Consider the following 25,626-nt stretch of genomic DNA (forward strand, 5'->3'; position numbering starts at 1 on the left):
TAAAGAGTGAGCGGCGCAGTTTGGTCAGTGATTATGATGAGAAGATAAGTGCGCGGGCGCTGCAGGCCAAGAGTGAGATAGAGGCTTTAGGCGGTCAGCTGGACAAGGCGATAAAGGGAGCAGGGCGTAAGGCTATTGAAACTGTTCTGTCCGATCATTTAAATGATTATGATAAGATTTGAAATTTCAAAAAGTCACGCTACTGCAGTAAGTGTGACTTTTTGTTATAATAACTCTTATGGAAATCATTAATAATATTATCGCTTTAGCGTCGCATCTTTTTTTTACGATTCTTTTTTTCCAGCTGCTGACCAGTGTTTTTGACTGGCATAAGGCCATTAAAATGACTCCTGAAAATATCAGGCGTCTCAGGCTCTTTGTGATTTTGTTAAGCGCCGCCTTAGGCTATCTGGTCAGCCACTTAATGCTGGAAGTTATTGAAATCAGTCAGAACCTCTTTTTTATACTACAATAAGGGCAGAATTCTCCAAACTATGATATAATTTTAAGTATTAGGTCTTAAGAAATGGAGAAAAAGTTGGATAAGATAATAATTGAAGGCGGTCATACCCGCTTAGAAGGTGAAGTCGTCATTGAGGGGGCCAAAAATGCTGTGCTTCCTTTGCTGGCTGCAACCATTTTACCGACGGAAGGCAAAACGAGATTAACAAATGTTCCCATTCTTTCAGATGTTTTTACCATGAATCATGTCGTCAGAGGTTTGAATATTTCTGTTGATTTTGATGAAGATCAGAATATGGTGACTGTTGATGCTTCCGGAGATATTTTAGATGTTGCTCCTTATGAGTATGTCAGTCAGATGCGGGCTTCGATTGTCGTTCTCGGCCCTATCTTGGCCCGAAACGGGCATGCTAAAGTGTCGATGCCTGGTGGCTGTACCATTGGCAGCCGGCCGATTGATTTGCATTTGAAAGGCTTGGAAGCGATGGGAGCAGAGATTCGCCAGTCAGGAGGAGATATCACTGCGACGGCTTCCAGACTCCATGGCACAACGATTTATATGGATTTTCCGTCTGTAGGTGCAACGCAGAATCTGATGATGGCAGCAACCTTGGCTGAAGGTGTAACCATTATTGAGAATGCTGCACGGGAACCCGAAATTGTTGATTTAGCTCTTTTACTGAATAAAATGGGAGCCAATGTTAAAGGAGCCGGAACAGAAACTCTGGTGATTACAGGGGTTGACCGCCTTCACGGTGCCGATCATGATGTGGTTCAGGACCGGATTGAGGCTGGTACTTTTATGGTCGCAGCAGCGATGACCTCAGGCAATGTTTTAATCAGAGATGCTGTCTGGGAACATAATCGGCCCTTGATTTCGAAACTTCGTGAGATGGGAGTGGAAGTGACAGATGAGGAGAAAGGTATTCGGGTGAAGTCCGATGTCAAAAAACTGAGACCGGTGACTGTTAAAACGATGCCCCATCCCGGTTTTCCAACAGATATGCAGGCTCAGTTTACAGCTTTAATGGCTGTTGTCAAAGGCGAGTCTACTATGATTGAGACTGTTTTTGAAAACCGCTTCCAGCATTTAGAAGAAATGCGTCGGATGCGGCTGCATTCAGAAATTTTACGCGATACAGCGATGATTCACGGCGGTGAAGAATTGCAGGGGGCACCTGTGATGTCAACAGATCTTCGGGCCAGTGCTGCCTTGATTCTTACAGGTATGGTTGCTAACGGCAGAACAACTGTAGGTAAGCTGACACATCTGGATCGCGGCTACTACCATTTTCACCAAAAATTAGCTCAGTTAGGTGCTAAAATTCAACGAGTTGCAGGTTAATCATTATGAATAGCGGCTGGAAATATGTCCTTAAACAGTTACTGCTTGTTTTCTTTATTGCTCTTTTATGTCTTTTATGTTTTGCTGTCGGTCTGATGCTTGGCTACAGTTTTATAGGAGACGGAGAAAATCCTTTTGCTCTGCTGTCGCCTGACAAATGGCAGGAACTGATCAGTAAATTCACGGGAAAGTAGGACGGTCCTGCTTTTTCTTGTTGGAACGCAACTAAGCTCTGTGCAGTGAAATCATCCAGTGGATGATTTCAGCCCGAACCCAGAAAAGGGAGAGTGAGGGGGCTAGAAATCTGTATCGTTACCTAGTTGCCGCCAGCCGTAGCCGTCTGAAGGCTTTGTCGTCTTAAGAGCCGCCCGCACCCTTCTAGTCGTCTTGGCAGGGGTGCGCCAACGAAATCAAAGATTTCTGGCTTACCGCCATTTTCATACGGATTTTTAAACGGGCTTTGTATCTTGATGAATTGAACATGGGCTAAACGCTGCGGGAAAAAGATAGCCTGACCTAGAATCTGGAGATTCGTCAGTCAGTCCCCTATTTTCCTTTTGCGTTTTTCACGGGCTTTGTATCTTGATGGAATCGAACACGCCCTAAAATCCTAGTGAAAAAGATGGCTGTCAGCGTGATGCCAGCATCACTTGCCATCCCCTATTTTCATACGGATTTTTAAACGGCCTTTGTATCTAGATGAATTGAACATGGGCTAAACGCTGCGGGAAAAAGATAGCCTGACCTAGAATCTGGAGATTCGTCAGTCAGTCCCCTATTTTCCTTTTGCGTTTTTCACGGGCTTTGTATCTTGATGAATTGAACACGCCCTAAAATCCTAGTGAAAAAGATGGCCGTCAGCGTGATGCCAGCATCACTTGCCATCCCCTATTTTCATACGGATTTTTAAATGGGCTTTGTATCTTGATGGAGGAGGGACTGCATTGAAGAATAAGAGAAGAGAAAAATCTATCCTTTCTCTCTTACTTTTTCTGCTTCTTTTGGGAGGAAGCCTGTTAGCTGGCGGAACACCGCTTTCCAATAATCCGCTTGTTAAGGAGCTCACAGATTTTATTGCTGAACCGTCTTCTGCACCTTCTTCTAACGGTTCAGACCTGCAGGCTAAAAGACCGGATCAGTCTTTAGCAGAAACGGTCTTAACAGAAAATGTCAAAAAGCAGCTCGGCCCTTCCATCCAATGGAATGGCGCAGGCGCCTATATTATCAATAATAATCAGACCGATTTAAATGCCAAGGTTTCAAGCGCCCCTTATGCTAACAATAAAACAAAGACTGTTCAGGGAGAAAAGGTTCCGACAGTTGCCAATGCTCTTTTAGCAAAATCAACCAGACAGTATAAAAGCCGGCAGGAAACTGGCAATCGCACAAATTCTTGGACACCTCCGGGCTGGCATCAAATTCAAAATTTATCTGGTCCTTACGATCATGCTGTCGACCGGGGGCATTTGCTGGCTTATTCTCTGGTGGGAGGACTTCGGGGCTATGATGCTTCGACAAGCAATCCAGATAATATTGCCACACAGCTTGCTTGGGCTAATCAGGCTTCCTCAGCAGACGCAACCGGTCAAAACTATTATGAAAGTCTTGTCAGAAAAGCTCTGGACAGTAATAAACGTGTTCGTTACCGAGTGACTTTGATTTACGATGGAGATAATATTTTGGCCAGCGGAACACAGCTTGAAGCCAAATCAGCGGACGGCAGTTTAGAATTTAATGTTTTTGTCCCTAATGTCCAAAGCGGTCTGACTGTCAATTATTATTCGGGTGAAATCCTAGTGAATTAATCTTGTCAATGTTTTAAAATTTTGTTAGAATAAATAGTAATTGAATAGGATTCGAAGTCACTGAGACTAGTAACCTTATGGCAGTTTGACAGGGAAAGGGGGCTGCGACTGGAAACCTCCTAAATGAAAATAAGGTGAATTCACTCAAAGACAGGGACTTTAGCAATTAAGGCTTGGTAAATATCAGGCAGAAAACGGATGGTACCGCGTGTCAACGCTCCGCAGAAATGAAGGAGCGTTGGCATTTTTTTATGGCAGCAGGCTGTCCGGCTGCTGATGGCAAAATGCTGCAGCACAATCCTACTTAACCGACAGGAAGGAAAGACGATGGAATTACAAGAACGATTAGAAGATTTAAAAAATTCAACACAAGCCAAGCTGGCAAAAATGCGCGGTGATAACGCTAAGGAATTGCAGGAACTGCGCGTTCAGATTTTAGGGAAAAAGGGATCTTTGACGGAACTCTTGCAGGGGCTGAAAGAATTATCTGCTGAGGCTCGTCCGATTGTCGGCAAGCAGGTAAATGAAGTGCGCGATGTGCTGACAAAAGCCTTTGAAGAGCAGGCTAAAATAATTGAGGCAGCTAAAATCCAGGCTCAGTTAGAATCTGAAAGTCTGGATGTTACGCTCCCGGGGAGGCAGATTAAACTGGGGAGCCGGCATGTTCTCAGTCAGATCAGTGAAGAAATTGAAGATATCTTCTTAGGTATGGGCTATCAGGTTGTTGATGGTCTTGAGGTCGAAGAAGACTATTATAATTTTGAACGCATGAACCTGCCCAAAGACCATCCGGCACGTGATATGCAGGATACCTTCTATATCAGTCAGGATATCCTGCTGCGGACCCATACCAGTCCTGTTCAGGCTCGGACGCTGGACAGCCATGATTTTTCCAAGGGACCGCTGAAGATGATCTCGCCTGGCCGGGTTTTTCGCCGGGATACTGACGATGCGACCCATTCACACCAGTTTCATCAAATTGAAGGGCTGGTTGTCGGTGAACAAATTTCAATGGGAGATTTAAAGGGAACATTAGAATTAATCAGCCAAAAAATGTTTGGACAGGATCGCCGTATTCGGCTGCGTCCGTCTTATTTCCCTTTTACCGAACCTTCAGTTGAGGTAGACGTCTCCTGTTTTAAATGCGGCGGAGAGGGTTGTAATGTTTGTAAGAAAACGGGCTGGATTGAAATTCTCGGCGCCGGTATGGTCCATCCGTCTGTCCTGGAAATGAGCGGTGTGGATGCTGAGAAATATTCAGGGTTTGCTTTTGGTCTGGGGCAGGAGCGGATTGCCATGCTGCGCTACGGTATCAATGACATCCGCGACTTTTATCAAGGAGATATCCGTTTCATCCAGCAGTTTAAGTAGGGCAGCTCTCTGTCTTAAAACGGTTAAGAGAGAATTTATATAATAAGTGTGCTCTGGTTCCGCCGGATCGGTCGATGAAAGAGTTGCAAAACTGCAGCAGACGCAACCGGTCAAAACAGACCTTGTGGAGGTGTAAGATGATTGAGATAAAGAAAGTCAGTCCGGATAAACTGCCTTTATTGCAGGAAATAGCGATTGAAACATTCTGTCAAACCTTTGCTTTTGATAACAGTCCAAAACAGCTCCAAGTCTTTTTTAATCAGGCCTACAGCCTGCCGGTCTTGCGAGAAGAGCTTCAAAGTCATGAGTCTGACACGTATTTTCTTCTGCTTGACGGTCAGGAAGCCGGTTTTTTAAAGGTGAACTGGGGATCAGCTCAGACTGAGCAAATTCTGCCTTCAGCTTTTGAAATTCAGCGTCTCTACATTTTACAGAAATTTCAAGGCCGGGGATTAGGAAAAAGACTCTTTGAGTTCGCACTTGAGCTGGCTCAGGCTTCCGGCTGCGACTGGGCATGGCTGGGTGTCTGGGAAAAGAATCTAAAAGCCCAGTCTTTATATGCTGAGTATGGTTTTGTCAAATTTTCTGAGCATCTGTTTGCAGTAGGAGATAAGCTGGATAAAGACTGGTTATTGAAAAAAGCGTTAAAATAAAAAAGAAAGTCAGGTTATTATGTTAGTTAGTTATAAATGGTTGCAGGAACTTGTTGATTTAGATGTGACAGCCCTTGAACTTTCGGATAAAATGTCGGTGACAGGCATTGAAGTAGAAGGTGTTACAAGCCCAGCCGCAGGTCTTAAGAAAATTGTGGTTGGCGAAGTTATCAGCTGTGAAAAGGTGCCTGAAACCCATCTTTACCGCTGTCAGATCAATGTTGGAGAAGATGAACTGCGCCAGATTGTCTGCGGTGCACCTAATATTAAAGCCGGTATTAAGGTCATTGTAGCTCTTCCCGGTGCCCGTATTGCTGACAACTATAAAATTAAAAAGGGCAAGATTCGCGGTATGGAATCTTTAGGGATGATTTGTTCCCTTCAAGAACTGGGGATTTCTGCTTCTGTTGTCCCCAAAGCTTATGCTGACGGTATTTATTATCTGCCGGAGGATGCTGTTCCCGGCAGCAGTGTTTTCCCTTATTTAGACTGGGACGACGAGATTATCGAATTGGCCATCACACCTAACCGGGCAGATGCACTGTCTATGCGCGGTGTAGCTCACGAAGTGGCAGCTATTTATAACAAGAAAGTTCATTTTCCAGAAAAAAGGCTGATTGAAACAGAAAAAAAAGCCGCAGATCTGATTAAGGTCGCTATTGAATCTGATAAGGTCTTAAGCTATCAGGCGCGGGTAGTTGAAAATGTAACAGTCGCCCCCAGCCCTCAGTGGCTGCAAAATCTGCTGATGAATGCAGGTATCCGTCCGATTAATAATATCGTTGATATAACAAATTATATCCTGCTTTATTTTGGTCAGCCCATGCATGCCTTTGACTTGGATACATTTAAAGGCAGAGAAATTGTAGCGCGTGATGCACATGATGGTGAGACCTTGGTGACTTTGGACGGTCAAAAACGTGAATTAATCTCTGATGATATTGTAATCTCTGTAGCTGACCAGGCAGTTGCACTTGGCGGTGTGATGGGAGGGCTTGCTACCGAAATTAATCAGCAGTCAAATCGTGTTGTTCTTGAAGCGGCTGTTTTTGATGCTGGAGCTGTTAGGAAAACAGGGAGCCGGCTGAATCTGCGTTCGGAATCTTCCGCTCGGTTTGAAAAAGGGGTTAATTATGCCACTGTTGCTGAAGCCCTTGACTTTGCTGCAGCTATGCTGGCAGAGATTGCAGGCGGGACAGTGCTTAACGGCCGTGTTGAAGCAGGCTTTCTTCCGACAGATACGGTAGCCGTTTCCAGCAGCCTTGACTATGTTAATGTTCGTTTGGGAACAGAACTGACCTTCAGTGATATTGAAGCCATTTTTGACCAGCTTGGTTTTACTGTGAGCGGCGGAGCAGAGGCCTTTACGGTAGCTGTTCCCAGACGGCGCTGGGATATTAAGATTCAAGCTGATTTGGTAGAAGAAATCGCTCGTATTTACGGCTATGATAAACTGCCTACAACCTTGCCGGAAACAGCTGGAACGCTTGGAGAGCTGACCAAAGCGCAGAAACTGCGCCGCAAGGTACGGACGATTGCCGAAGGGGCCGGCTTATCAGAAATTATCTCTTATGCCCTGACAAGGCCTGATAAGGCTCTGGAATTTACTTTTCAGCCCAGTCAGCTGACAGAACTGATGTGGCCGATGAGTACAGAGCGGTCTGCCCTGCGGCAGAATATGGTTGCCGGAATGCTTGATACTATCGCCTATAATGCAGCTCGTAAAAATACCAATATTGCTGTTTATGAGATTGGCAAGATCTTTGAACAAACCGGCAGCCCTACGGAAGAGCTGCCAAATGAGGTCGACACATTTGCGGTGGCGATCTCTGGTTTAGTTGCTCAAAAAGATTTTCAAACGCCCGCTCTTCCCGTTGATTTCTTTTATATAAAAGGCATTATTGAAACATTGGCCGATAAACTGGGACTTCATTTCGATTTTTCAGCCAGCAAGGAGTTCAGCAGTATGCATCCCGGCCGTACAGCTTTGATTTTATTAGATGGTCAGACAATAGGCTATTTAGGTCAGGTCCATCCACGTACCGCTAAAGCCTATGAAATCCCGGAAACCTATGTCGCTGAATTGAGTCTAAGCGCTGTTTCGGCTAAAATTCAGCCCGCTAAAGTCTTCCAAGAGATTGTCAAATTTCCAAGTGTTTCTCGGGACATTGCCCTTTTACTGGATAAAACCGTCAGCCATAAAGAAGTGCTTGAGACAATTGCGTCAGCAAATGTCAAATATTTATCGGCAGTGAAACTCTTTGATGTCTATGAGGGAAGCCATATTGAAGGTAATAAGAAATCGATGGCCTACAATCTGACTTTCCAAAATCCTGCAGCTAATCTAACCGATGATGATGTTGCCAAATATATGGAAAAAATCACAGGAGCCCTGACTGATCGTATCGGCGCAGAGATTCGCTAAAACAAACCCTGCAAGACTGCAAAAAGAGACCGTGCTAAGGCTTTATCTGCAACTATCAAAAAGGGAGTGGGACACAAATCGGTAAATCAAATCGTCATAAAATGATGATTTGCTTTTCTTGTCCCATCTGTCCCATCTCCGCACAGTTGATTAAGGAGGTCGCTGTCCCTTGTTTGATAAGGGCTAAGAGTCTCCAAACAACCACTGCGTCAAACGCATGTATCTAAAAAAGTGAAGCGAGGCTGGGACAAAAGTCCTGCCTCGCTTCGCAGCTCTTAGGGCTGTTTAATTTAGCTGTTAATTTTTGGAGAGTTAATGTATAAGGTCAGCAATGTTTGGCTATTTGGCTGTCCTGCAGAGTTTTTCTGACTTGCCCCAGCTAAAACAAAGCAGTCAGGCTGTCTTTTTGATATAATAAAAAGACAAGAAAACCTTAAAATTTTACCTTTTTCAAGAGATAGGGCCGAAAAGAGCTGTCTCTTTATTTAACTTCTGTTCTTAAATGAGACTCAAGCGATTTTCAGACTTTTGTTTGGTGACCTGTAATATATCTGTTTATTCTTTTAAGCTAGGGCCTGTCTTAAGCGATAGTTTGGCATGTTTTAAAAGCAAAACAGATTTCAGGGCAAAGGAGTATTATGCAGCTGCTTTATACAGATATTCAATATAATATAACAGATATTCTGGCACAAAAGGCCTATGCTTTTTCAAAAAAAGGGAAGCGTGTTTTTTACATTGCTCCCAGTTCGCTGTCTTTTGAAAAAGAAAGAGCTGTTTTGCAGGTTTTGCCTACTCAGGCCTCCTTTGCTATTACAGTCACGCGTTTTGTGCAAATGGCTCGTTATTTTACCTTAAATGATTATAAATCCCGGCAGACACTTGATGACACAGGCCTGTCTATGTTGTTTTACCGCGCTTTAGCGGCCTTTGCGCCGGAAGATTTAAATGTTTATGGCGGTCTGCGGCAGGATCCCAATTTTATCCGGCAGCTGGTGGAGCTGCATCAAGAATTAAAGACAGCCAACTTGGCTGCTTCAGATTTAAGAGACTTGGATTCACCGGAGAAAGAGGATGATTTACGGAAGATTTTAACAGCTGCTGAAACCCTTTTGGAGCTTGGCGGCTATACTAATCAAAGCCCTCTGGCTTATTTTGCTCAAAAAGTAGAATCCGGAATTATAGATGAGAGCCTGAAGAACACTGTGCTGATTATAGATGGCTTTACTCGTTTTTCAGCAGAAGAAGAGCACTTAATTGAACTCTTGCATGGTAGATGCGACGACATCCTTATTGGAACTTACATCAGCCAAAAGGCCTATAAAGCCTCGTTTACAGCCGGTAATGTGTATGAAGCCAGTTTGAGTTTCTTTGCTGCCTTAGCAGAGAAATTTCAGACCAGGCCGGTTTATACTGAAGGACCTGATAAGGGTCTGGACAGTTTAACCCGTCTTTCCCGTCTCTTTGAAGCAAAACATGATTTTACTGAAAGTTCTTCATCTGTTTTAAATGAGAAAGATAAGCAGCATATCAGCATTTGGCAGGCTGTTAACCAAAAAGAGGAAGTCGAACATTTGGCCCGAGCTATCCGGCAGAAGTTATCTGAGGGTTACCGCTACAAGGATATATCTGTGTTGCTGGGCGATGTTGATGCCTACCGTTTGCAGCTGGGCAAGATTTTCGACAAATATGAAATTCCATATTATTTTGGCAAGGCAGAGACCATGAGCAGCCACCCGCTTGTTCGCTTTATTGAATCCTTAGAGCGTCTTAAACGTTATAATTGGCGGACAGAAGATATGATTAATCTGCTTCAGTCGAGACTTTTCGGAACTTTGAGTCAGGAGATTTCTGATAAATTTATCCAGTACCTGCTTTATGCTGATATTAAAGGGCAGGCCAGATTTACCAAAGACTTCACCAGCAATAATCAGGGAAAATATTCTTTAGCTGCTTTAAATGCAGTGCGGCAGCAGCTTACTGCGCCTTTGCAGACCTTTTTCAAAAGTCAGAAGCAGCTGGGAAAGTCGCTTCTGAAAAAATTTCTGTCTTTGCTGGATACTGCCCGTTTTACTGATAATTTTACCAAACTGACGGTTGATTTACCTCAAGCAGAAGCAGAACAGCATGAGCAGGTCTGGCAGACTTTTACCAATATCTTAGAGCAGTTTCAGACTGTTTTCGGTCAGGAAAAACTCAGCGTAGCGGAATTTTTGACACTGCTGAAAAGCGGTATACTGGCTGCCCAATACCGCTTAGTGCCGGCAACTCTTGATGTGGTTCATGTTAAATCTTATGACTTAATTGAGCCCCACAGCAACAGGTTTGTCTTTGCCTTGGGCATGACCCGGACAAATTTTCCTAAAATGTCCCGCAATTTCAGTCTTATTTCAGATGAAGAAAGAGAAAGAGTTAATGCGGCTGCGCCGGAAGGTCGGCATTTTGCCATTGTCAGTCAGGAAAATATGAAGAAAAACCATTTTCTTGCCTTGTCGCTTTTTGCAGCGGCTCAGCAGGAATTGGTCCTCAGTATGCCGCAGATTTTAAATGAAGCTGCAGATGACATATCGCCTTACCTGCTTGAGTTAGCGGAAATGGGTGTCCCAATTGTGGAAAAAGGACCGGCAGAGCAGTTAACCGGTCCGTCTGATATCGGTCATCATAAAAGAGTCTTATCCAGCCTGCTTGGCTTTAATAACATTATGATTAAGGAAGATCTTCTTGAGAAGACCCCCTCTTTTTGGTCAAAAGCCGCCCAATATTTACAGAGAGAGCTGGATCAGGATAATCTGACTCTTCCAGAACCGGTCCATCATCTGAGCACTAAGACAGTTGCTGATGAAGTGATGCGGCTGCGTTTTCCTGACAGTCAGCCGCTTAATCTATCGGCGTCAGCTTTGACTGTTTTTTATAATAATCAGTATAAGTATTTCTTACAGTATGTGCTGGGACTGCAGGAGCAGGACAGCATTCACCCAGATGTGCGCTATCATGGCACTTACCTGCACAAAGTTTTTGAACTGCTGATGCAGGACAGAACAGACCGTTCTTTTGACCAAAAATTAGAAGGGGCGCTGACAGCCGTTAATCAAGATAAACGTTTCCGGGACGTTTATGAAGAAAATGCGGAGAGCCGTTATATTCTGACTGTTTTAGAAGATATTGCCAAAAGCACAGGTGCTGTATTGGCACAGATCAGTCCTTTCAGCGTTCAAAGCGAGGAGCAGAGCTTTAGTTTTACACTGGACAGACAGGTCACTGTTCAGGGTATCATTGACCGAATTGATGCTCTGGCAGACGGGAGCCTTGGGATTGTGGATTATAAGTCCAGTAGAAATTCTTTTGATATCGGCCGTTTTTATAATGGTCTGAGTCCTCAGCTGGTCACTTATCTGGCGGCTTTATATGATAATCAGCAGCTGTCGGCAGATCCGTCTGTTTTTGGGGCTATGTATCTTCAAATGCAGGAACCTCAGATTGATTTGAACAAGGTGAAAGTTATTGGTGGTATTGTGGGGGAACTGCATAAGGAATTAACCTACAGAGGCCTTTTTTTAGATAGTGAAAGTGAAAAACTTCCTAAAAATCTCTACCACCTGCATCAGTCTCTTTACAGTCAGTCAGAGCTAGCTCTTTTGCTTCAGTATAATAAATCCTTATATCTTAAAGCTGCTGACCGAATCCGGCAAGGCAAGTTTCTCATTAATCCTTACAGTGAGGACGGCCGCACCGTTCAGGGTGATCAGCTCAAGGCAATTACACGTTTCAGTGCTGATCAGGACTTAGGCTATGCCAGACGGCTTCTGAAATTACCGCAGAAAGAAAAGCGGGAAGGATTTCTGAAATTAATGCGAGATGAAAAGGATAAAATAGAGAAGAAATAGACTCTGCCCCATGTTAAATGGGCCGGCTGCGTTACTGCCAGCGTAAACGTCTGAAGGACGATTTTAAAAATAGGCCTTAATGTTTGCTATAGTGTTATGTGCAAGACGCTAGTCGTCTAGCGGTACTTTATTCGTTTTTTCAAAGCTTTAAATTTGGGGGATGGGACAACGAACTTTGTCGCCTTAACAGTCGACTGCACCTTTCTAGTCGTTCTGGCAGAGGTGCGCTGGCGAAATCGGAGATTTCGAGCTTACCGTCAGCCGTAAACGTCTGAAAGCTTTGTCGTCTTAACAGTCGACTGCACCTTTCTAGTCGTTCTGGCAGAGGTGCGCTGGCGAAATCGGAGATTTCGAGCTTACCGTCATTTTTGCTTTGCTCTTTTAACGGGCTTTGTATCTTGTGTGTAAAAGGAGGGGGAATGTCTTTTAAGTCATTTTTGACAGATCAGGAGATTAAAGAGCTGCAGCTCAGGGAAGCTCAGTCTCAGCGCAGTCAAAAGCGTACAGCTGAGCAGATTGAGGCTATTTATACACAAGGCAGCAATATTCTTGTTTCTGCTTCTGCAGGTTCTGGAAAAACATTCGTAATGGTTGAGAGGATTATCAGCCAAATTTTATGCGGGATAAGTGTAGACCGTTTGTTTATTTCCACTTTTACAGTTAAAGCTGCCGGAGAACTGAAAGAACGTTTGGAAAAAAAACTGAGAGAAGCCTTGCAGGAAACAGATGATAAGGCGCTTAAACAGTATTTGAGTGAACAGCTTTCCAGTCTTCCTGTTGCTGATATTGGAACAATGGATGCTTTTACTCAGCAAATTCTTAACCGCTATGGCTATATATTGGGGATTGCACCTAACTATCGGATTATACAGGATAAAAGCGAGCAGGATATTCTTAAAGATGAAGTCTTCAGCGACCTTTTCAGCGACTACAGCCAAGGCAGGCAGGCTCATCTTTTCCGCAAATTAGTTAAAAATTTCTCCGGCTATCGTAAAGATCTGCAGGCCTTTAAACAGGTTGTCTATCAGATTCATGCTTTCAGTCAGTCGACCAGCAATCCTAAGAAATGGTTGCAGAACGTCTTTTTAAAAGGATCTCAGACTTATACCGATACTGACTCTGTCCCCCAGCTGTTTATCAGCAATTTGCTTGCTGCGATGCAGGAAGCTGCAGACAGTCTGCGAGATGTGACAGAATTAGAAGACTATAAAAAGTATACAAGCAAAGGAAAGCTGACTGCGGCCTATCAAAAGCATCTCCGTATTATAGAAAATCTATCGGATTGGGCTCTGCATTTTGCTGAGAATTACGGCAAGGGCAGTCTTTCTGATTTTATAGGCGATGTTACTGACCTTCTTCCTGCCGGTTCTGCCGTAACGGTTGCCGGCAGAAAGTACCCGGTTTTTAAGAATTTGCACAGCCGACTGAACAGTTTTCGGCACTTGGAGACTGTCTTAAGTTATCAAGCTGAAAGTCAGCCTTTGCTGGAATTGCTGCAGGCTTTTGTCCTTGATTTTTCTCAGCAATACCTGCAGGCTAAAATTCAGGAAAGTGTTTTTGAGTTTACTGATATTGCCCATTTTGCTATTGCTATTTTGGAAGAAAATGAAACGATTCGCCATGCCTATCAGGATAAATATTACGAAGTCATGGTGGATGAATATCAAGATACCAATCATATGCAGGAGCGGCTGCTGGAGCTCTTATCTAACGGTCGCAACCGTTTTATGGTAGGAGATATGAAACAGTCTATCTATCGATTTCGGCAGGCTGATCCCCAAATTTTTAATCAAAAGTTTAAGGATTTTCAGGAAAATCCGGACGCAGGGCGTCTCATTATTCTAAAAGAAAATTTCCGCAGTCACGTAAACGTTTTAGCATCTGTCAACAGTCTTTTTAGCCATCTGATGGATGAACAGATCGGTGATATTCTTTATGATAAAAACCACAAATTGGTTGCCGGCAGTGCAGGACAACAGCTTTTGCGTCCGCAGAATGAGACAGAATTTTTGATTTATGATACAGACAGTCAAACACAAGCAGAAGAAGAGCTGTCAGATGATTTGATAAGTCCTGGAGAAGTTAAATTGGTTGCTCAGGAAATTATCCGTCTGCATAATGAGCAGGAGGTTGCTTTTGAAGATATCAGTCTGCTGGTCGCTGCCAGAACACGCAATGATGATATTGTACAGACCTTTAACAAATTTGGTATTCCTTTGGTTGCTGACGGCGGGGAGCAGAATTATTTGAAATCTGTCGAAGTCATGGTTATGCTGGACACCTTGCGCAGTATTGACAACCCGCTTAATGACTATGCCCTAGTCGCTCTTTTGCGTTCCCCAATGTTCGCCTTCGATGAGGATGAACTGGCGCGTCTTTCCTTACAGACACTTAAGGACGGACACCAGCAGAACTTCTATGAAAAAATTGAAAATGTCTTCGGCAGGCGCGGTCAGCACATGGAGCTTATTCATCCTGAACTGCAGATGAAAGTGGAAGCCTTTCTCAAAGTCTTTCGCAGCTGGCGGGATTTTGCCAGACTTCATCTGCTCTATGATTTAATCTGGAAAATCTATAATGACTGTTTTTACTATGATTATGTTGCTTCTTCTCCAAACGGCAGGCAGGCTCAGGCCAATTTATATGCTCTGGCCTTGCGAGCTGACCAGTTTGAAAAAAATGGTTTCAAAGGGTTGTCCCGCTTTATCACAATGATTGACAGAATTTTGGAGACAGATAATGATTTGGCTGATGTCGAAGTCGCGGCCCCTAAACAAGCTGTGAATTTGATGACTATCCACAAGAGTAAAGGGCTGGAGTTCAAATATGTTTTTCTGCTCAACATGGACAAAAAATTCAGTCCGGCTGATTCCCGCTCCCCTATTATACTCAGCCGTCAAAATGGGGCCGGTATCAAATATACTGCGGACATGAAGCAAGAGTTAGAAGAAAGCAGCCTGCCCTCTGTCAGAGTTCGCATGGAAACTTTACCCTATCAAATAAATCAGCAGGAACTAAAACTCGCAGCACTGTCAGAACAAATGAGGCTTCTCTATGTCGCGATGACTCGGGCAGAGCAGAAACTTTATTTGGTCGGCAAGGGCAGTCAGGAGAAATGGGACAGCCGCTGGTCAGCTGACAGCCCTCAAGGACAGTTTTTACCAGTGTCTGATCGCGAACAGGCAAAAAGTTTTCAGGACTGGGTTCTTGCTGTTCAGGCAGCCTACAGTCAAGAAGATCTGTACCTGAAAATACGATTTGTAACAGATGAGGATCTAAAAACGGAGCCGATTGGAAGGCTTCAAAAATCATCTTCAGATCTCATTTCGAAAAAGGCAGAAAGCAACCGGCTTGAAGAGCTGCAGCAAGCTCTAGCCATGTTAGAAAACGTTGAACAATTAAACGAGCGCTATGAAGCTGCCATTACACTGCCGACGGTTCGGACACCGAGTCAGATTAAAAAACTCTATGAGCCGGTCTTGGACAGAGAAGGAGTGGCTGTGGCTGATAGTCTTTACCAAACCTCTCCTGCATTTAAGCTCCCCAATTTCTCACAGCGGCAGAAAGCAGATGCTGCTGTGCTTGGGTCTGCTGTTCACGAACTCCTGCAGCGCCTGCCTCTTTCTAAAAAAGTGACTATGTCCGATATTACAGCTTCTATGGCAGAATTAAATGCCGATCAGGCGGTAAAGGACAGCATTCAAGTTGATAAAATTTTAGCCTTCTTCGAACAGACAGAACTTGGTCAGCTCATTCAAAAAAATGCCGACAAGGTGCATAGAGAAGCTCCTTTTGCTATGCTTAAAGACGATCCAGCCAGTCAAGAAAAGTTTGTTGTCCGCGGAATTATTGACGGCTATATCCTTTTATCAGACCGTCTGGTGCTCTTTGATTATAAAACAGATAAATTCACAAATCCGCAGACCATCAAGCAGCGCTACCAAGGCCAGATGGCTCTGTATGCAGAGGCCTTGAGCCGATCTTACAGCATGGAATGTGTTGATCAATATTTGGTTTTGCTGGGCGGAGAAAAATTGGAGGTACTTAAACTTTAATTTTAAGGTTGAGCAGCCTGAATTGAACACGCCCCAAACGCTGTGTAAAAAATAGACTTCCCTAGAGTCTTTGGTGACCCTGGGGAAGTCTCCTATTTTTATTTTGCGTTTTTCACGGGCTTTGTAACTTGTTTAAAGGAGGTTTGGGATGGCTGTCTATAAAAATGCCTTAAGCCGTAAACTCTCACATGACCTGTATGATTATCAGCTGACCCTTCTTAGCAGCCGCATACAGGACTACAGCATCTCTACATCTTACGGCCGAACGCATGTTATTGAAACGGGCAATATTTCAGGCCGGCCCCTTCTGCTTTTTCACGGCGGAAACATGTCAGCTGCTTTTAATCTGCTGCTGCAGGAGTATTTATTCTCGGACTTTCATATCTATTCTGTCGATATTATAGGCCAGCCCGGAAAAAGCGATGATGTTAAAGGCAGGCATTACCATAAAACATACGGATTGTGGGCTGCAGAAGTGATAGAGCAGTTAGGCTTTGACAGGGTCCTTTGTCATGGTTTGTCTTTTGGAGCAGGAATTCTGATTCAGCTGATGTCAGTCAGTCCTGAAAAAGTGGAAAAAACTGTTTTAGAAGTACCTTCAGCTATTAATAATAAAATGAGCGGCGCTCTTTTTCAAATGGCTCTGCCCTTGAGCTTGTACCAGTTTACAAAAAAAGACAGCTATCTTAAAAAAGCTGCTCATATCATGACCCAGAGCAGCTTTTCAAAGAACGCGGCCTTTTTGGCTTCTCTGAAAGATAGTTTTGACCACGTCAAAATGAAAGTCAAGATGCCCCCAAATATCAGTAAAGCCGTCTTAAAAGACTATAAGGCTCCGGTTCTGGTCATTGCAGCTGAGAAGGACTGTTTCTTCCCAAGTCAATACATCCTTCCTCAGGCAAAAATTCTTCTCCCCCACTGTAATTGCTATGAACTGAAAAGCAGAGGACATCTTCATGATTTGACGGATAGAGAAAAGAAGATGCTGATTCGTTTCCTGCAAAACTCCTGACACTTGTTTTAATAAAAAAGACAGAGCCACTTCTCCATGACTGCCAAGCAATTATGGAGAACTGTCTCTGTTTCTTTTAAGTAAGCCGCAAATCAGCAGCAATCCTGTTTAAGTCCAGAATTTTTCGGCAATTTCTTGTCCTTGCCTGATTTTGGCCCATTGCTGCGGGATAGCCAGTTCATTTCCAGAATCGCAGGAAGCAAAACCGCATTGATGCGAAAGCAGGAGCCGTTCTTTAGGCAAGATTTGGCTGGCTTCTTCGAGCAGACGCAAAGCACGTTCCTCATCATCTAAATCAGTCGTTTTACTGGAAAGCAGACCTAAAACCACTTCGGCATCAGAATCCTTAAGGGAGGCAAGAGCTTTCAAATCACCGGAAACATCGCTGTCCCATTCCAAAAAGAAGCGGTCATAATGCTGATCATGCAGGAATTTCTCTGCTATCGCCTCGTAGCTTCCGCCTGAAGCAGAACGGCTTTCATAATTGCCGCGGCAATTGTGGGTCCAAACCTTAAGGCCTAATTGGTGCCCGAAGTCGACTACTTCATTATTGATTTGGATAAATTCATCAGCCAAATCCGTTAAAGCAGCATTGCCGTCTGCAAAAAAGCTTGCTGGATTGCTTTGGTCAAACAGTTCCCACAAACAGTCATCAAATTGGATAATTTCGCCGCCTGCTGCTTTATATTCTGTTAAAAACTCTTTATAAGCTTTGATTAATCCTTTTTTGAGAGCTTCATTGCTTTCATAAACCTGACCAGGTCCAGCCAAACCATCAAAAATGGCCAGTTCTGTATAAGCATGAGCCGGTCCCCAGACAGTCAGCTTGGTATCAGTCTCTCCGGCTTCAGCTTTGAGCAATTTGTAAATATCCAGAAAATGATGATTCTTGCCCGAGAGCGGTTCTGTAATGCGGATCCCGATATCTTTACGTGTTTCGTATTGCCCTCCGTCATGATCCTTAAAAGTATAGCCATGATCTGCGATATAGCGCTCGATACCTTTTAACCCCCAGATAAAATCCAGATGCCACATCGATTTAGAATACTCGCCGTCAGTCAGTATATCGATACCGTTTTCCTTTTGCTGGGCAATAACAGCCTGAATAGCCGCTTTTTCAGTTTCCTGATAACCGGTAAAATGGTCATAAAAAGGGTAGGTAATATCATCCCGCTTTTCAATAGCCGTCTTATAGTGGCGGAGCTCAGCCGGTCTCAGAAGAGACCCTACCAGTTGAAATTTCGATTGACTCATAATGAACACCTCAGTCCTATAGTATGTTGCTACCATTTTAACGAAAGAAAGCCTGTTTGAAAAATAGTTAAATTTGCAAAGGAGGTATAGTTTAAAACTATATCTAAAACTCAGATGTTTTTGCCCATGTCGTATGATAAAATAAAGTAAAGACCGCAATAGATTTTTTCACGGGCTTTGTATCTTAATGGAACTCAGTACGGCCTAAACTCTTATATTTTGTGGGAGGGAAATATGCGCGATAATCATTTACACACTCATTTTTCTTACGATTCTGATGCAGATTTTCGTGATTATTTGGAACATTATAATGGTGAAATTGTAACGACTGAGCATTATGACTTATCCAATCCTTACAGCCAGCAAGATGATATCCCTGATTATGAAGCCTATTCTAAGGAAATAGAGAAACTTAAGCGACGCTATGGCAACCGTATCAGGCGGGGCATTGAGATTGGCTATTATCAGCCTCGTGAAGCCGATATTCTGGCTTATTTAGCTGATAAGGACTATGATTTAAAGCTTCTCTCAGTCCATCATAATGGCATCAATGATTATCTTGATGATGAAGTAGCCCATATGGACAGACCTACTGTTATCCAGGACTATTTGGACCGGCTGGAATATGCCATTGGCCGTGTAGAAGCAGATGTGCTGGCTCATTTTGATTACGGTTTTCGTCTGTTTGATATTACAGCTGAAGAACTAAAAGCCTATGAAGTCCAGCTCTGCCGCATTTTCCAAAAGATGATTGACTGCGGTTTAGCTTTTGAGCTGAACGCTAAAAGCATGTATCTTTACCATCACGAGCCGCTCTACCGCTACGCGCTGGGGCTGCTTAAAAAAATGGGCTGTGACAGATATTCTGTCGGTTCAGACGGGCACCGTCTGGAGCACTTTAGACTGCACTTCTCAGACATTCAAAAGATATTGGACGAATACGATATCTCCGCTGACCAGTTAATTGGAGGGAAGTCATGCAGCTGATTTTTTTACACGGATTGGGACAGAATCAAAAAGTCTGGCAGCCGGTTATTCAGGCTCTGCCCAACTATCAGACTGTAACTGTTGATTTATTTGCTGATGAGGGACTGCCGACTGATTTTTATCAAATAGAAAGCAGATTAAAGCAGGAACTGGAGCATAAAAAGGATCAGGGTATTATTTTAATTGGTCTGTCACTAGGAGCCATTTTGGCACTTGCTATGCTTAAATATAATCTGCCTAATCTAAAAGGCCTGGTACTTATTGCCGGTCAGTATAAACTGAAAAATAATTGCCTTTATCAGCTTCAGCGCTTAATTTTTAAAGTCATGCCTGCCTTTATTCTGAAAAAACAAGGGATGGATAAGAAAGATCTTAATTCATTTTACAGCAGTTTGTCAGATTTTGACCTCAGTCGGGAACTGACAGAAACCAAACTCCCTGTCCAGATTATCTGTGGGGAAAAAGATACCTTCAATCTGCCGGCGGCTAAAGCCATGTCAGCCTTGCCGGAAGATGCTGACCTTGCACTTATACCACAGGGCGGTCATGAGCTCAATCGTGACTGCCCCGAGGAATTAGCGGTGATTATCAGAAAGTTTCTCAAACAGATAAAAGAGAGTGGGACAGTTGATTAGGGAGGTCGCTATCCTTGCCTGACAAGGGATAAGAACTTTCAATCAACCACTGCGTCAAACGCATATCTCTAAAAAACTAAAACGAGGCAGGACAGTTGTCCCTAGCCTCTTAATTTGCCCTTTAGATAAAGCCTAAACGCTGCGGGAGTGAACTTATCCAGTGGATGAGTTCAGCCCGAACCCAGAAAAGGGAGAGTGAGGGGGCCGGAAGTCTGTATCGTTACCTAGATACCGTCAGCCATAAACGTCTGAAAGCAGACAAAAATCCTAGCCTCCCAAGTCATTGCTTGTAGTATAAACAAGACGCAGTAGCCTAGCAGCGTTTTAGCCGCTTTTTCAAAGCTTTAAAATGTCTGCTAGGCTTTGCGGGGCGAGACATCGAACTTTACGGTCTGTGTTTCTGTCTCGCTCCCTAGTCGTTCTGGCAGAAGTGCGCTGGCGAAATCGAAGATTTCTGGCTTACCGTCATTTTTGCTGTGCTCTTTTAACGGCCTTTGTATCTTGTTAATTGAACACGGCCTAAACGCTGCGGGAAAAAGATGTCCTGACTTAGAATCTGGCGATTCGTCAGTCAGTCCCCTATTTTCCTTTTGCGTTTTATACGGCCTTTGTATCTTGGTGAATTGAACACGCCCTAAGAGCTGTGCAAAAAAGATAGCCCTCCCTTGAGTCTTTAGTGACTCATCGGTCAGGCTCCTATTTTTGCTGTGAGCTTAAACGGCCTTTGTATCTTGATGAATTGAACACGGCCTAAACGCTGCGGGAAAAAGATGCCTGTCAGCGTAATGCCCAGCATCACTTGCCAGTCCCTATTTTTATACGGATTTTTAAACGGCCTTTGTATCTTGATGAATTGAACACGGCCTAAGCTCTGTGCAAAAAAGATAGCCCTCCCTTGAGTCTTTGATGACTCATCGGTCAGGCTCCTATTTTTGCTTTGAGCTTAAACGGCCTTTGTATCTTGATTGAACTGAACACGGCCTAAACGCTGCGGGAAAAAGATGTCCTGACTTAGAATCTGGCGATTCGTCAGTCAGTCCCCTATTTTCCTTTTGCGTTTTATACGGCCTTTGTATCTTGTTTTTAGATGTCTGTGTAGGTCAGTCCTAATGATTGGGCGACTGCTTTGTTGGTGACTTTGCCGCGGTAGATATTTAGGCCTGTACGCAGTGCTTTGCTTTCAGCGACTGCTTTATCAGCTCCCTTATTGGCTAATTCTAAAGCATAGGTCAGTGTAGCATTGGTCAGAGCTAAGGTAGAGGTTCTCGCTACCGCTCCGGGCATATTGGCTACAGCATAGTGAACCACTCCGTCAACGACATAGGTTGGCTGGTCGTGTGTTGTCACGCGGTCAGCTGTCTCGATGATACCGCCTTGGTCGACTGCAACATCAATGACGACTGATCCTGTTTTCATTTGAGCAACCATGTCTTTTGTGACTAATTTTGGAGCTCTGGCTCCTGGAATGAGGACCGCGCCGATCAGAAGATCTGCATCTTTTACACTTTCAGCAATGTTGAGCGCATTGGACATCAGGGTTTGAACTTTACCGCCGAACTGTGTGTCTAATTCTGCCAGCCGCTGAGGATTGACATCGAGAATAGTGACATCTGCTCCGAGTCCGACAGCCATTTGAGCGGCATTAACACCGACATTACCGCCGCCGATAATAACAACATGGCCTTTTTTCACTCCGGGGACACCGCCGAGGAGAATACCGGATCCGCCTTCAATTTTAGTTAAAAACTGTGCTCCCAGCTGTGTTGCCATACGGCCGGCTACTTCACTCATAGGGTTGAGCAGCGGCAGTGTTCCGTGATCGACAACCGTTTCATAGCCAATCGCAATGACTCCTCCGTCAATAAGAGCCTGAGTCAGCTCAGGAGCAGGAGCTAAGTGCAGATAAGTGAAAAGCAGCAGTCCGGGGCGGAAATAAGGGTACTCGCTTGCCAGCGGTTCTTTGACTTTCAGCACCATTTCAGCCTGCCAAACGTCCTGTGCCTTATCTTTGATGACAGCTCCCTGCGCTTCATACTGTGCATCTGTAAAACCTGAACCGCTGCCGGCGTCTTTTTCAATCCAAACATCGTGACCGTCTTGTTTGAAGGCCAAAACTCCCGCAGGTGTAATAGCCACACGGTTTTCATTATTCTTAATTTCTTTAGGTATACCGATAATCATAAGTGTAACCCCTTTCATTATATGCTAATATTTTCGCACAAAGATTTTGGCTAGTCAAGAAAAAGTCTGAATTTTCATTCTGCTGTTGCGATAGAAAACTGATAAATAAAAGAAAGACAAAAAATTTTACAATTCGTTAACAGTTTATCTGACAGTAAAGAGTAACAGTGTTTTTTTGCTTTAAAAAGAATAAAACTGTAAAATAAAGAGAAAAGAATCTCTTTTTGTTATAATGAAAAAAACGAAAAAATCATGGTATGGAAAGGAAGTCTGATGTCCAATAATTCCCATATTATTGAATACAAGTTGACCAAACAAACAAAAGAAGCTTTAGAAACAGCGGCTGAACTGGTTAAAGCAGATAAGAGAGAGCTGATGACGTCGCAGGATTTACTGTCCGCTTTGGCTTCGACTGTTGATTCAGGGGCTAATTATGCTTTGGGGCGCTATTCAATTACAAAAACCAAAATTCTAAAAGAAATTGAAGCGGCTGATTTAGTAAAGGAGCGGATGGAAATCGTTCTGGATGAGCGTGACGATTATTTAAGCAATCCAGAGCGGCGTCGGCGGCAGCTCCGGGCAAGATGGCTGAAGGCTAATCCGGTGCAATTCCTACAGGAAGCAGCAACGCAGACGCGAGTGAAGTATGCCCAGGATCTTTTTCTGAGCGAGAATGTTAAACAAATCCTTGAGTTCGCTGAAGAGATGCGCTTTCAGAATGTCCCGGAAGGCGGTATTGACAGTTACTGGATACTGATTGGCATGGTGCAGGATGAAACCTCCAATGCCTGTCAGGTTATCGAAAAATTAATGCTGAAATATGACCCCCATCTGATGCTGTCACTGGAAGATATTCAGTCCCGTTTTTCGGTTCGTGAGGGATATTACCATTGGAGTGACTTTCGTGATGGACGTGCTGAAGAAGAACAGCAAAAAAGAGAGGCGGAGTCAGAACAGATCTCTCATAAACTGGATAATCCCGATTATTCTATCTTAGAGGATATTGCTACGGATCTGACAGAAAAAGCGGAAAAAGGCCTGCTGCAGCCGGTTATCGGTCGTGAAAAAGAACTTAAGAGCATTGAAGTGGCTCTGGTTCGGCGGGATAAAAACAATGTCGCCCTTTTGGGTGAAGGCGGTGTTGGTAAATCAGCCATTGTTGAAGGCTTAGCGATAAAAATCGTCAATCAGGAAATCCCTTCGCTAAAAGGGAAAAAAATTCTGCAGTTCAGTCTTAAAGATTTAAATGCAGCTCTTCGCTGGGAATATAATCGAGGTGTTTTGAGATTTATTGACGAGATGGCGCGGGAGAAAAATGTTATCCTGTTTATTGATGAAATTCATATGCTGTGGGAAGGAAAATCTCTGACAGATTCCTTAAAGCCGGTTATGGCCCGCAGTGATTTCCGGATTATCGGCGCTACCACTCCCAGAGAGTGGCAGGATTACATTGCGCGTGATTCTGCCTTAGTTCGGCGATTTGAAAAAATAATGGTTGCCGAGCCGTCACTTGAAGATACTCAAAAAATAATCAAAGCCTTAATTCCGGTTTACGAAAATCATTATAACCTGCGCTATAGCCAAGGAGCTATCAGCGGAGCTGTTAAACTGGCCAAGCGCTACTTGCTGCAGGAAAGGTTGCCTGACAGCGCCTTTACCGTTATTGACAATGCCGGTGCTCTGGTCAGTATTGAGGGCGGGACAGTCTCAAAGGCTAATCAGGCTTATGACGCTAAGCTAAAGAGATTAAAGAATAAGCTAAAACAGCTTCAAGCGGTAGAATTTCCTGACAGGGAACAGATTAACAAAGTGCGGCAAAAAATGTCAGACCTTCAGGCAGATTTTCAAAAATCAAGAAACAAAATGACCTCCAATCCTCAAAACAATCTGCGGGTTGGTGTCAAAGATGTTAAAAAAGCGGTAGCTTTAAAAACAGGCATTCCCCTTAAAGATATCAAGGTATCCACCAAAGAAGCAGACAGAGCCGATTCACTGGACAGACTGAAACGGCTGCCGGAACGCCTTTCCCAAAAAATTATTGGTCAGGCAGAAGCGATTGATGCCATTTCAAGAGCCGTTATTCGTTCCAAAACCGGCTTTCGCAATCCCCACCGTCCAGTCGGTGTTTATCTGTTTTTAGGGACGAGCGGTGTTGGTAAAACAGAAACAGCCAAGACACTGGCAGCTGAGATGTTTGGCCAGCACAATCGCATGATCCGTATTGACATGTCGGAGTTTCAGGAAGAGCACACAGTATCTAAACTGATTGGCGCACCGCCCGGCTATGTCGGTTTTGAAGGCGGCGGACAGCTGACCAATAAAGTGCGTCAAGAACCTTATTCGGTGATTTTATTCGATGAAATTGAAAAAGCTCATCCGAAAATTTTTGACATTCTGCTGCAGGTCTTTGATGATGGCATCTTGACCGATGGCAATGGGGTGACGACCGATTTTAAAGAGACTATTATTGTTATGACCTCTAATTTAGGCATGGGAGACAGTCAGCAGACCTCAGGAATCGGTTTTGGTCAGTTGGCTTCACAGCTGGATTATGACTACATTAATAATAATGCTCAGTCTGCCATAAAAAGTTATTTTCGGCCTGAATTTTTAAACCGTATTGATGAAATCGTCACCTTCAAGCCTTTTGATGAACAGGCACTCTTTGAGATTGCCAAACTCCTCTTAAAAGAAGAGGAAGCTCTCATTTCTGATCAAGGGATTGATGCTTGTTTTGATGAAAAAGCTGCAGCCTTTATTGCCCGCACCTGTTCAGATCCTATTAACGGTGCCAGACCGCTGAAACGCGGTATTACTCGCTTGATCGAGGATAAACTCTCCAGTATGCTGATTAATGGCGACATAAAACGAGGAGACCGCATTCTTATTACTGCTGACAAAGAAATTCAAGTCTTGAAACAAGAAAACAAGAGAAGCCGTTCTTAAAGCCTGCTCAATTACAGCTACTGCACCCCTATTTTTGACCCTGTCTGTAAACAGCTGTCGAAACTGCTAGCAGCTATTTCGGCAGTTGTTACAGATAATAGCAAAGAGCAGACTTTCCGGAAAACAAAGACAATCCTTAGCGTTTGTGGGGTGCTCTATTTCTCATAGCGCAGCGGAAGTCTAATTATTACGTCAGTTTGAACTTTGTTTAACTGATTTTCAGTATCCCAAACTGTGATTCCACTTTTCTTTTATCCGTGTATATGTTATAATACGAAAAAATAATAAAAGGGGGTAGCAAAATGCCACAAATCCGTAGCGATGTCAATGAGGTTCAAAGTTATACAGCCGGATTCAATACCGTTCAGAGCCAGTTAAGTAGTGTCACTGAAAGTGAAAAAGATCATCAAACGACTGTAGCTGGTAACCGCCATGCTCATACCGCTATCAGTGAAACTATCAGCAGTATGCGTGACTTAGCAGTTGCCTTAAATAAACTAACGGCTAATATCAAAACAGTAGCCGATGATTTTGAAGCGATTGACCAGGCTCAAGCTCGAACCATAGCGCAAAAATAAGGATATTTTTAACAGCTTTGAGTGGGCTGCATATGC

General features: G+C 43.8%; 16 protein-coding genes and 1 pseudogene. 15 read left to right on the plus strand and 2 right to left on the minus strand.

Annotated elements, in window-relative coordinates:
• From AB3329_RS06720 to AB3329_RS06770, 11 genes and pseudogenes are all read left to right on the plus strand, one after another.
• Positions 1 to 182, plus strand: a pseudogene (locus AB3329_RS06720) (hypothetical protein); the annotation flags it as partial.
• Positions 183 to 238: 56 nt separating this feature from the next.
• Entirely contained in the window at positions 239 to 475 is a 237-nt protein-coding gene (locus tag AB3329_RS06725; protein WP_368395022.1) for a DUF1146 family protein, read from the plus strand.
• A gap of 63 nt (positions 476 to 538) precedes the next feature.
• Positions 539 to 1,807 carry a UDP-N-acetylglucosamine 1-carboxyvinyltransferase gene (gene murA, locus AB3329_RS06730; RefSeq protein ID WP_368395023.1) on the plus strand — a complete coding sequence of 423 codons (1,269 nt, stop codon included), beginning with the start codon at positions 539 to 541 and terminating at the stop codon, positions 1,805 to 1,807.
• A 5-nt stretch (positions 1,808 to 1,812) separates the two neighbouring features.
• Positions 1,813 to 2,001 (plus strand): DNA-directed RNA polymerase subunit beta, encoded by a 189-nt coding sequence (locus tag AB3329_RS06735; RefSeq protein WP_067062834.1) that lies wholly within the window; start codon positions 1,813 to 1,815, stop codon positions 1,999 to 2,001.
• Positions 2,002 to 2,751: 750 nt separating this feature from the next.
• Positions 2,752 to 3,612 (plus strand): DNA/RNA non-specific endonuclease, encoded by an 861-nt coding sequence (locus tag AB3329_RS06740; RefSeq protein ID WP_368395026.1) that lies wholly within the window; start codon positions 2,752 to 2,754, stop codon positions 3,610 to 3,612.
• A gap of 327 nt (positions 3,613 to 3,939) precedes the next feature.
• On the plus strand, positions 3,940 to 4,983 hold the full coding sequence (gene pheS / locus AB3329_RS06745; protein ID WP_368395027.1) for a phenylalanine--tRNA ligase subunit alpha: 1,044 nt from the start codon (positions 3,940 to 3,942) through the stop codon (positions 4,981 to 4,983).
• A 137-nt stretch (positions 4,984 to 5,120) separates the two neighbouring features.
• Positions 5,121 to 5,636, plus strand: coding sequence for a GNAT family N-acetyltransferase (locus AB3329_RS06750; protein ID WP_368395029.1), 516 nt, complete (start codon positions 5,121 to 5,123; stop codon positions 5,634 to 5,636).
• A gap of 19 nt (positions 5,637 to 5,655) precedes the next feature.
• Positions 5,656 to 8,061, plus strand: coding sequence for a phenylalanine--tRNA ligase subunit beta (pheT, locus tag AB3329_RS06755; RefSeq protein WP_368395031.1), 2,406 nt, complete (start codon positions 5,656 to 5,658; stop codon positions 8,059 to 8,061).
• 638 nt (positions 8,062 to 8,699) lie between these two features.
• Positions 8,700 to 11,942 carry an ATP-dependent nuclease subunit B gene (gene rexB / locus AB3329_RS06760; protein WP_368395032.1) on the plus strand — a complete coding sequence of 1,081 codons (3,243 nt, stop codon included), beginning with the start codon at positions 8,700 to 8,702 and terminating at the stop codon, positions 11,940 to 11,942.
• A gap of 419 nt (positions 11,943 to 12,361) precedes the next feature.
• The gene (gene addA / locus AB3329_RS06765) at positions 12,362 to 15,997 is read left to right on the plus strand and encodes a helicase-exonuclease AddAB subunit AddA (RefSeq protein WP_368395033.1); all 3,636 of its coding nucleotides are present in this window, start codon (positions 12,362 to 12,364) and stop codon (positions 15,995 to 15,997) included.
• Positions 15,998 to 16,145: 148 nt separating this feature from the next.
• Complete coding sequence (locus tag AB3329_RS06770) at positions 16,146 to 17,009, plus strand: alpha/beta fold hydrolase (protein ID WP_368395035.1); 864 nt, start codon at positions 16,146 to 16,148, stop codon at positions 17,007 to 17,009.
• 108 nt (positions 17,010 to 17,117) lie between these two features.
• On the opposite strand, the gene AB3329_RS06775 is transcribed toward AB3329_RS06770, so the two are convergent.
• Entirely contained in the window at positions 17,118 to 18,263 is a 1,146-nt protein-coding gene (locus AB3329_RS06775) for a cobalamin-independent methionine synthase II family protein (protein ID WP_368395036.1), read from the minus strand.
• 234 nt (positions 18,264 to 18,497) lie between these two features.
• On the opposite strand from AB3329_RS06775, the gene AB3329_RS06780 reads away from it, so the two are divergent.
• Both AB3329_RS06780 and AB3329_RS06785 read left to right on the plus strand, forming a co-directional pair.
• On the plus strand, positions 18,498 to 19,250 hold the full coding sequence (locus AB3329_RS06780) for a PHP domain-containing protein (protein WP_368395037.1): 753 nt from the start codon (positions 18,498 to 18,500) through the stop codon (positions 19,248 to 19,250).
• Positions 19,241 to 19,885 (plus strand): alpha/beta fold hydrolase, encoded by a 645-nt coding sequence (locus AB3329_RS06785; RefSeq protein ID WP_368395038.1) that lies wholly within the window; start codon positions 19,241 to 19,243, stop codon positions 19,883 to 19,885. The genes AB3329_RS06780 and AB3329_RS06785 overlap by 10 nt, the downstream gene beginning before the upstream one ends.
• Positions 19,886 to 20,968: 1,083 nt before the next feature.
• Here AB3329_RS06785 and ald read toward each other — a convergent pair.
• Positions 20,969 to 22,066, minus strand: a complete 1,098-nt coding sequence (ald, locus tag AB3329_RS06790) for an alanine dehydrogenase (protein WP_368395040.1) — start codon at positions 22,064 to 22,066, stop codon at positions 20,969 to 20,971.
• A 273-nt stretch (positions 22,067 to 22,339) separates the two neighbouring features.
• On the opposite strand from ald, the gene AB3329_RS06795 reads away from it, so the two are divergent.
• Complete coding sequence (locus AB3329_RS06795) at positions 22,340 to 25,012, plus strand: AAA family ATPase (RefSeq protein WP_368395041.1); 2,673 nt, start codon at positions 22,340 to 22,342, stop codon at positions 25,010 to 25,012.
• A 302-nt stretch (positions 25,013 to 25,314) separates the two neighbouring features.
• Positions 25,315 to 25,590 carry a TIGR04197 family type VII secretion effector gene (locus AB3329_RS06800; RefSeq protein ID WP_368395042.1) on the plus strand — a complete coding sequence of 92 codons (276 nt, stop codon included), beginning with the start codon at positions 25,315 to 25,317 and terminating at the stop codon, positions 25,588 to 25,590.
• The last annotated feature ends 36 nt before the right edge of the window (positions 25,591 to 25,626 follow it).

The sequence above is a fragment of the Streptococcus huangxiaojuni genome (assembly GCF_040930515.1).
Taxonomy (GTDB): domain Bacteria; phylum Bacillota; class Bacilli; order Lactobacillales; family Streptococcaceae; genus Streptococcus; species Streptococcus huangxiaojuni.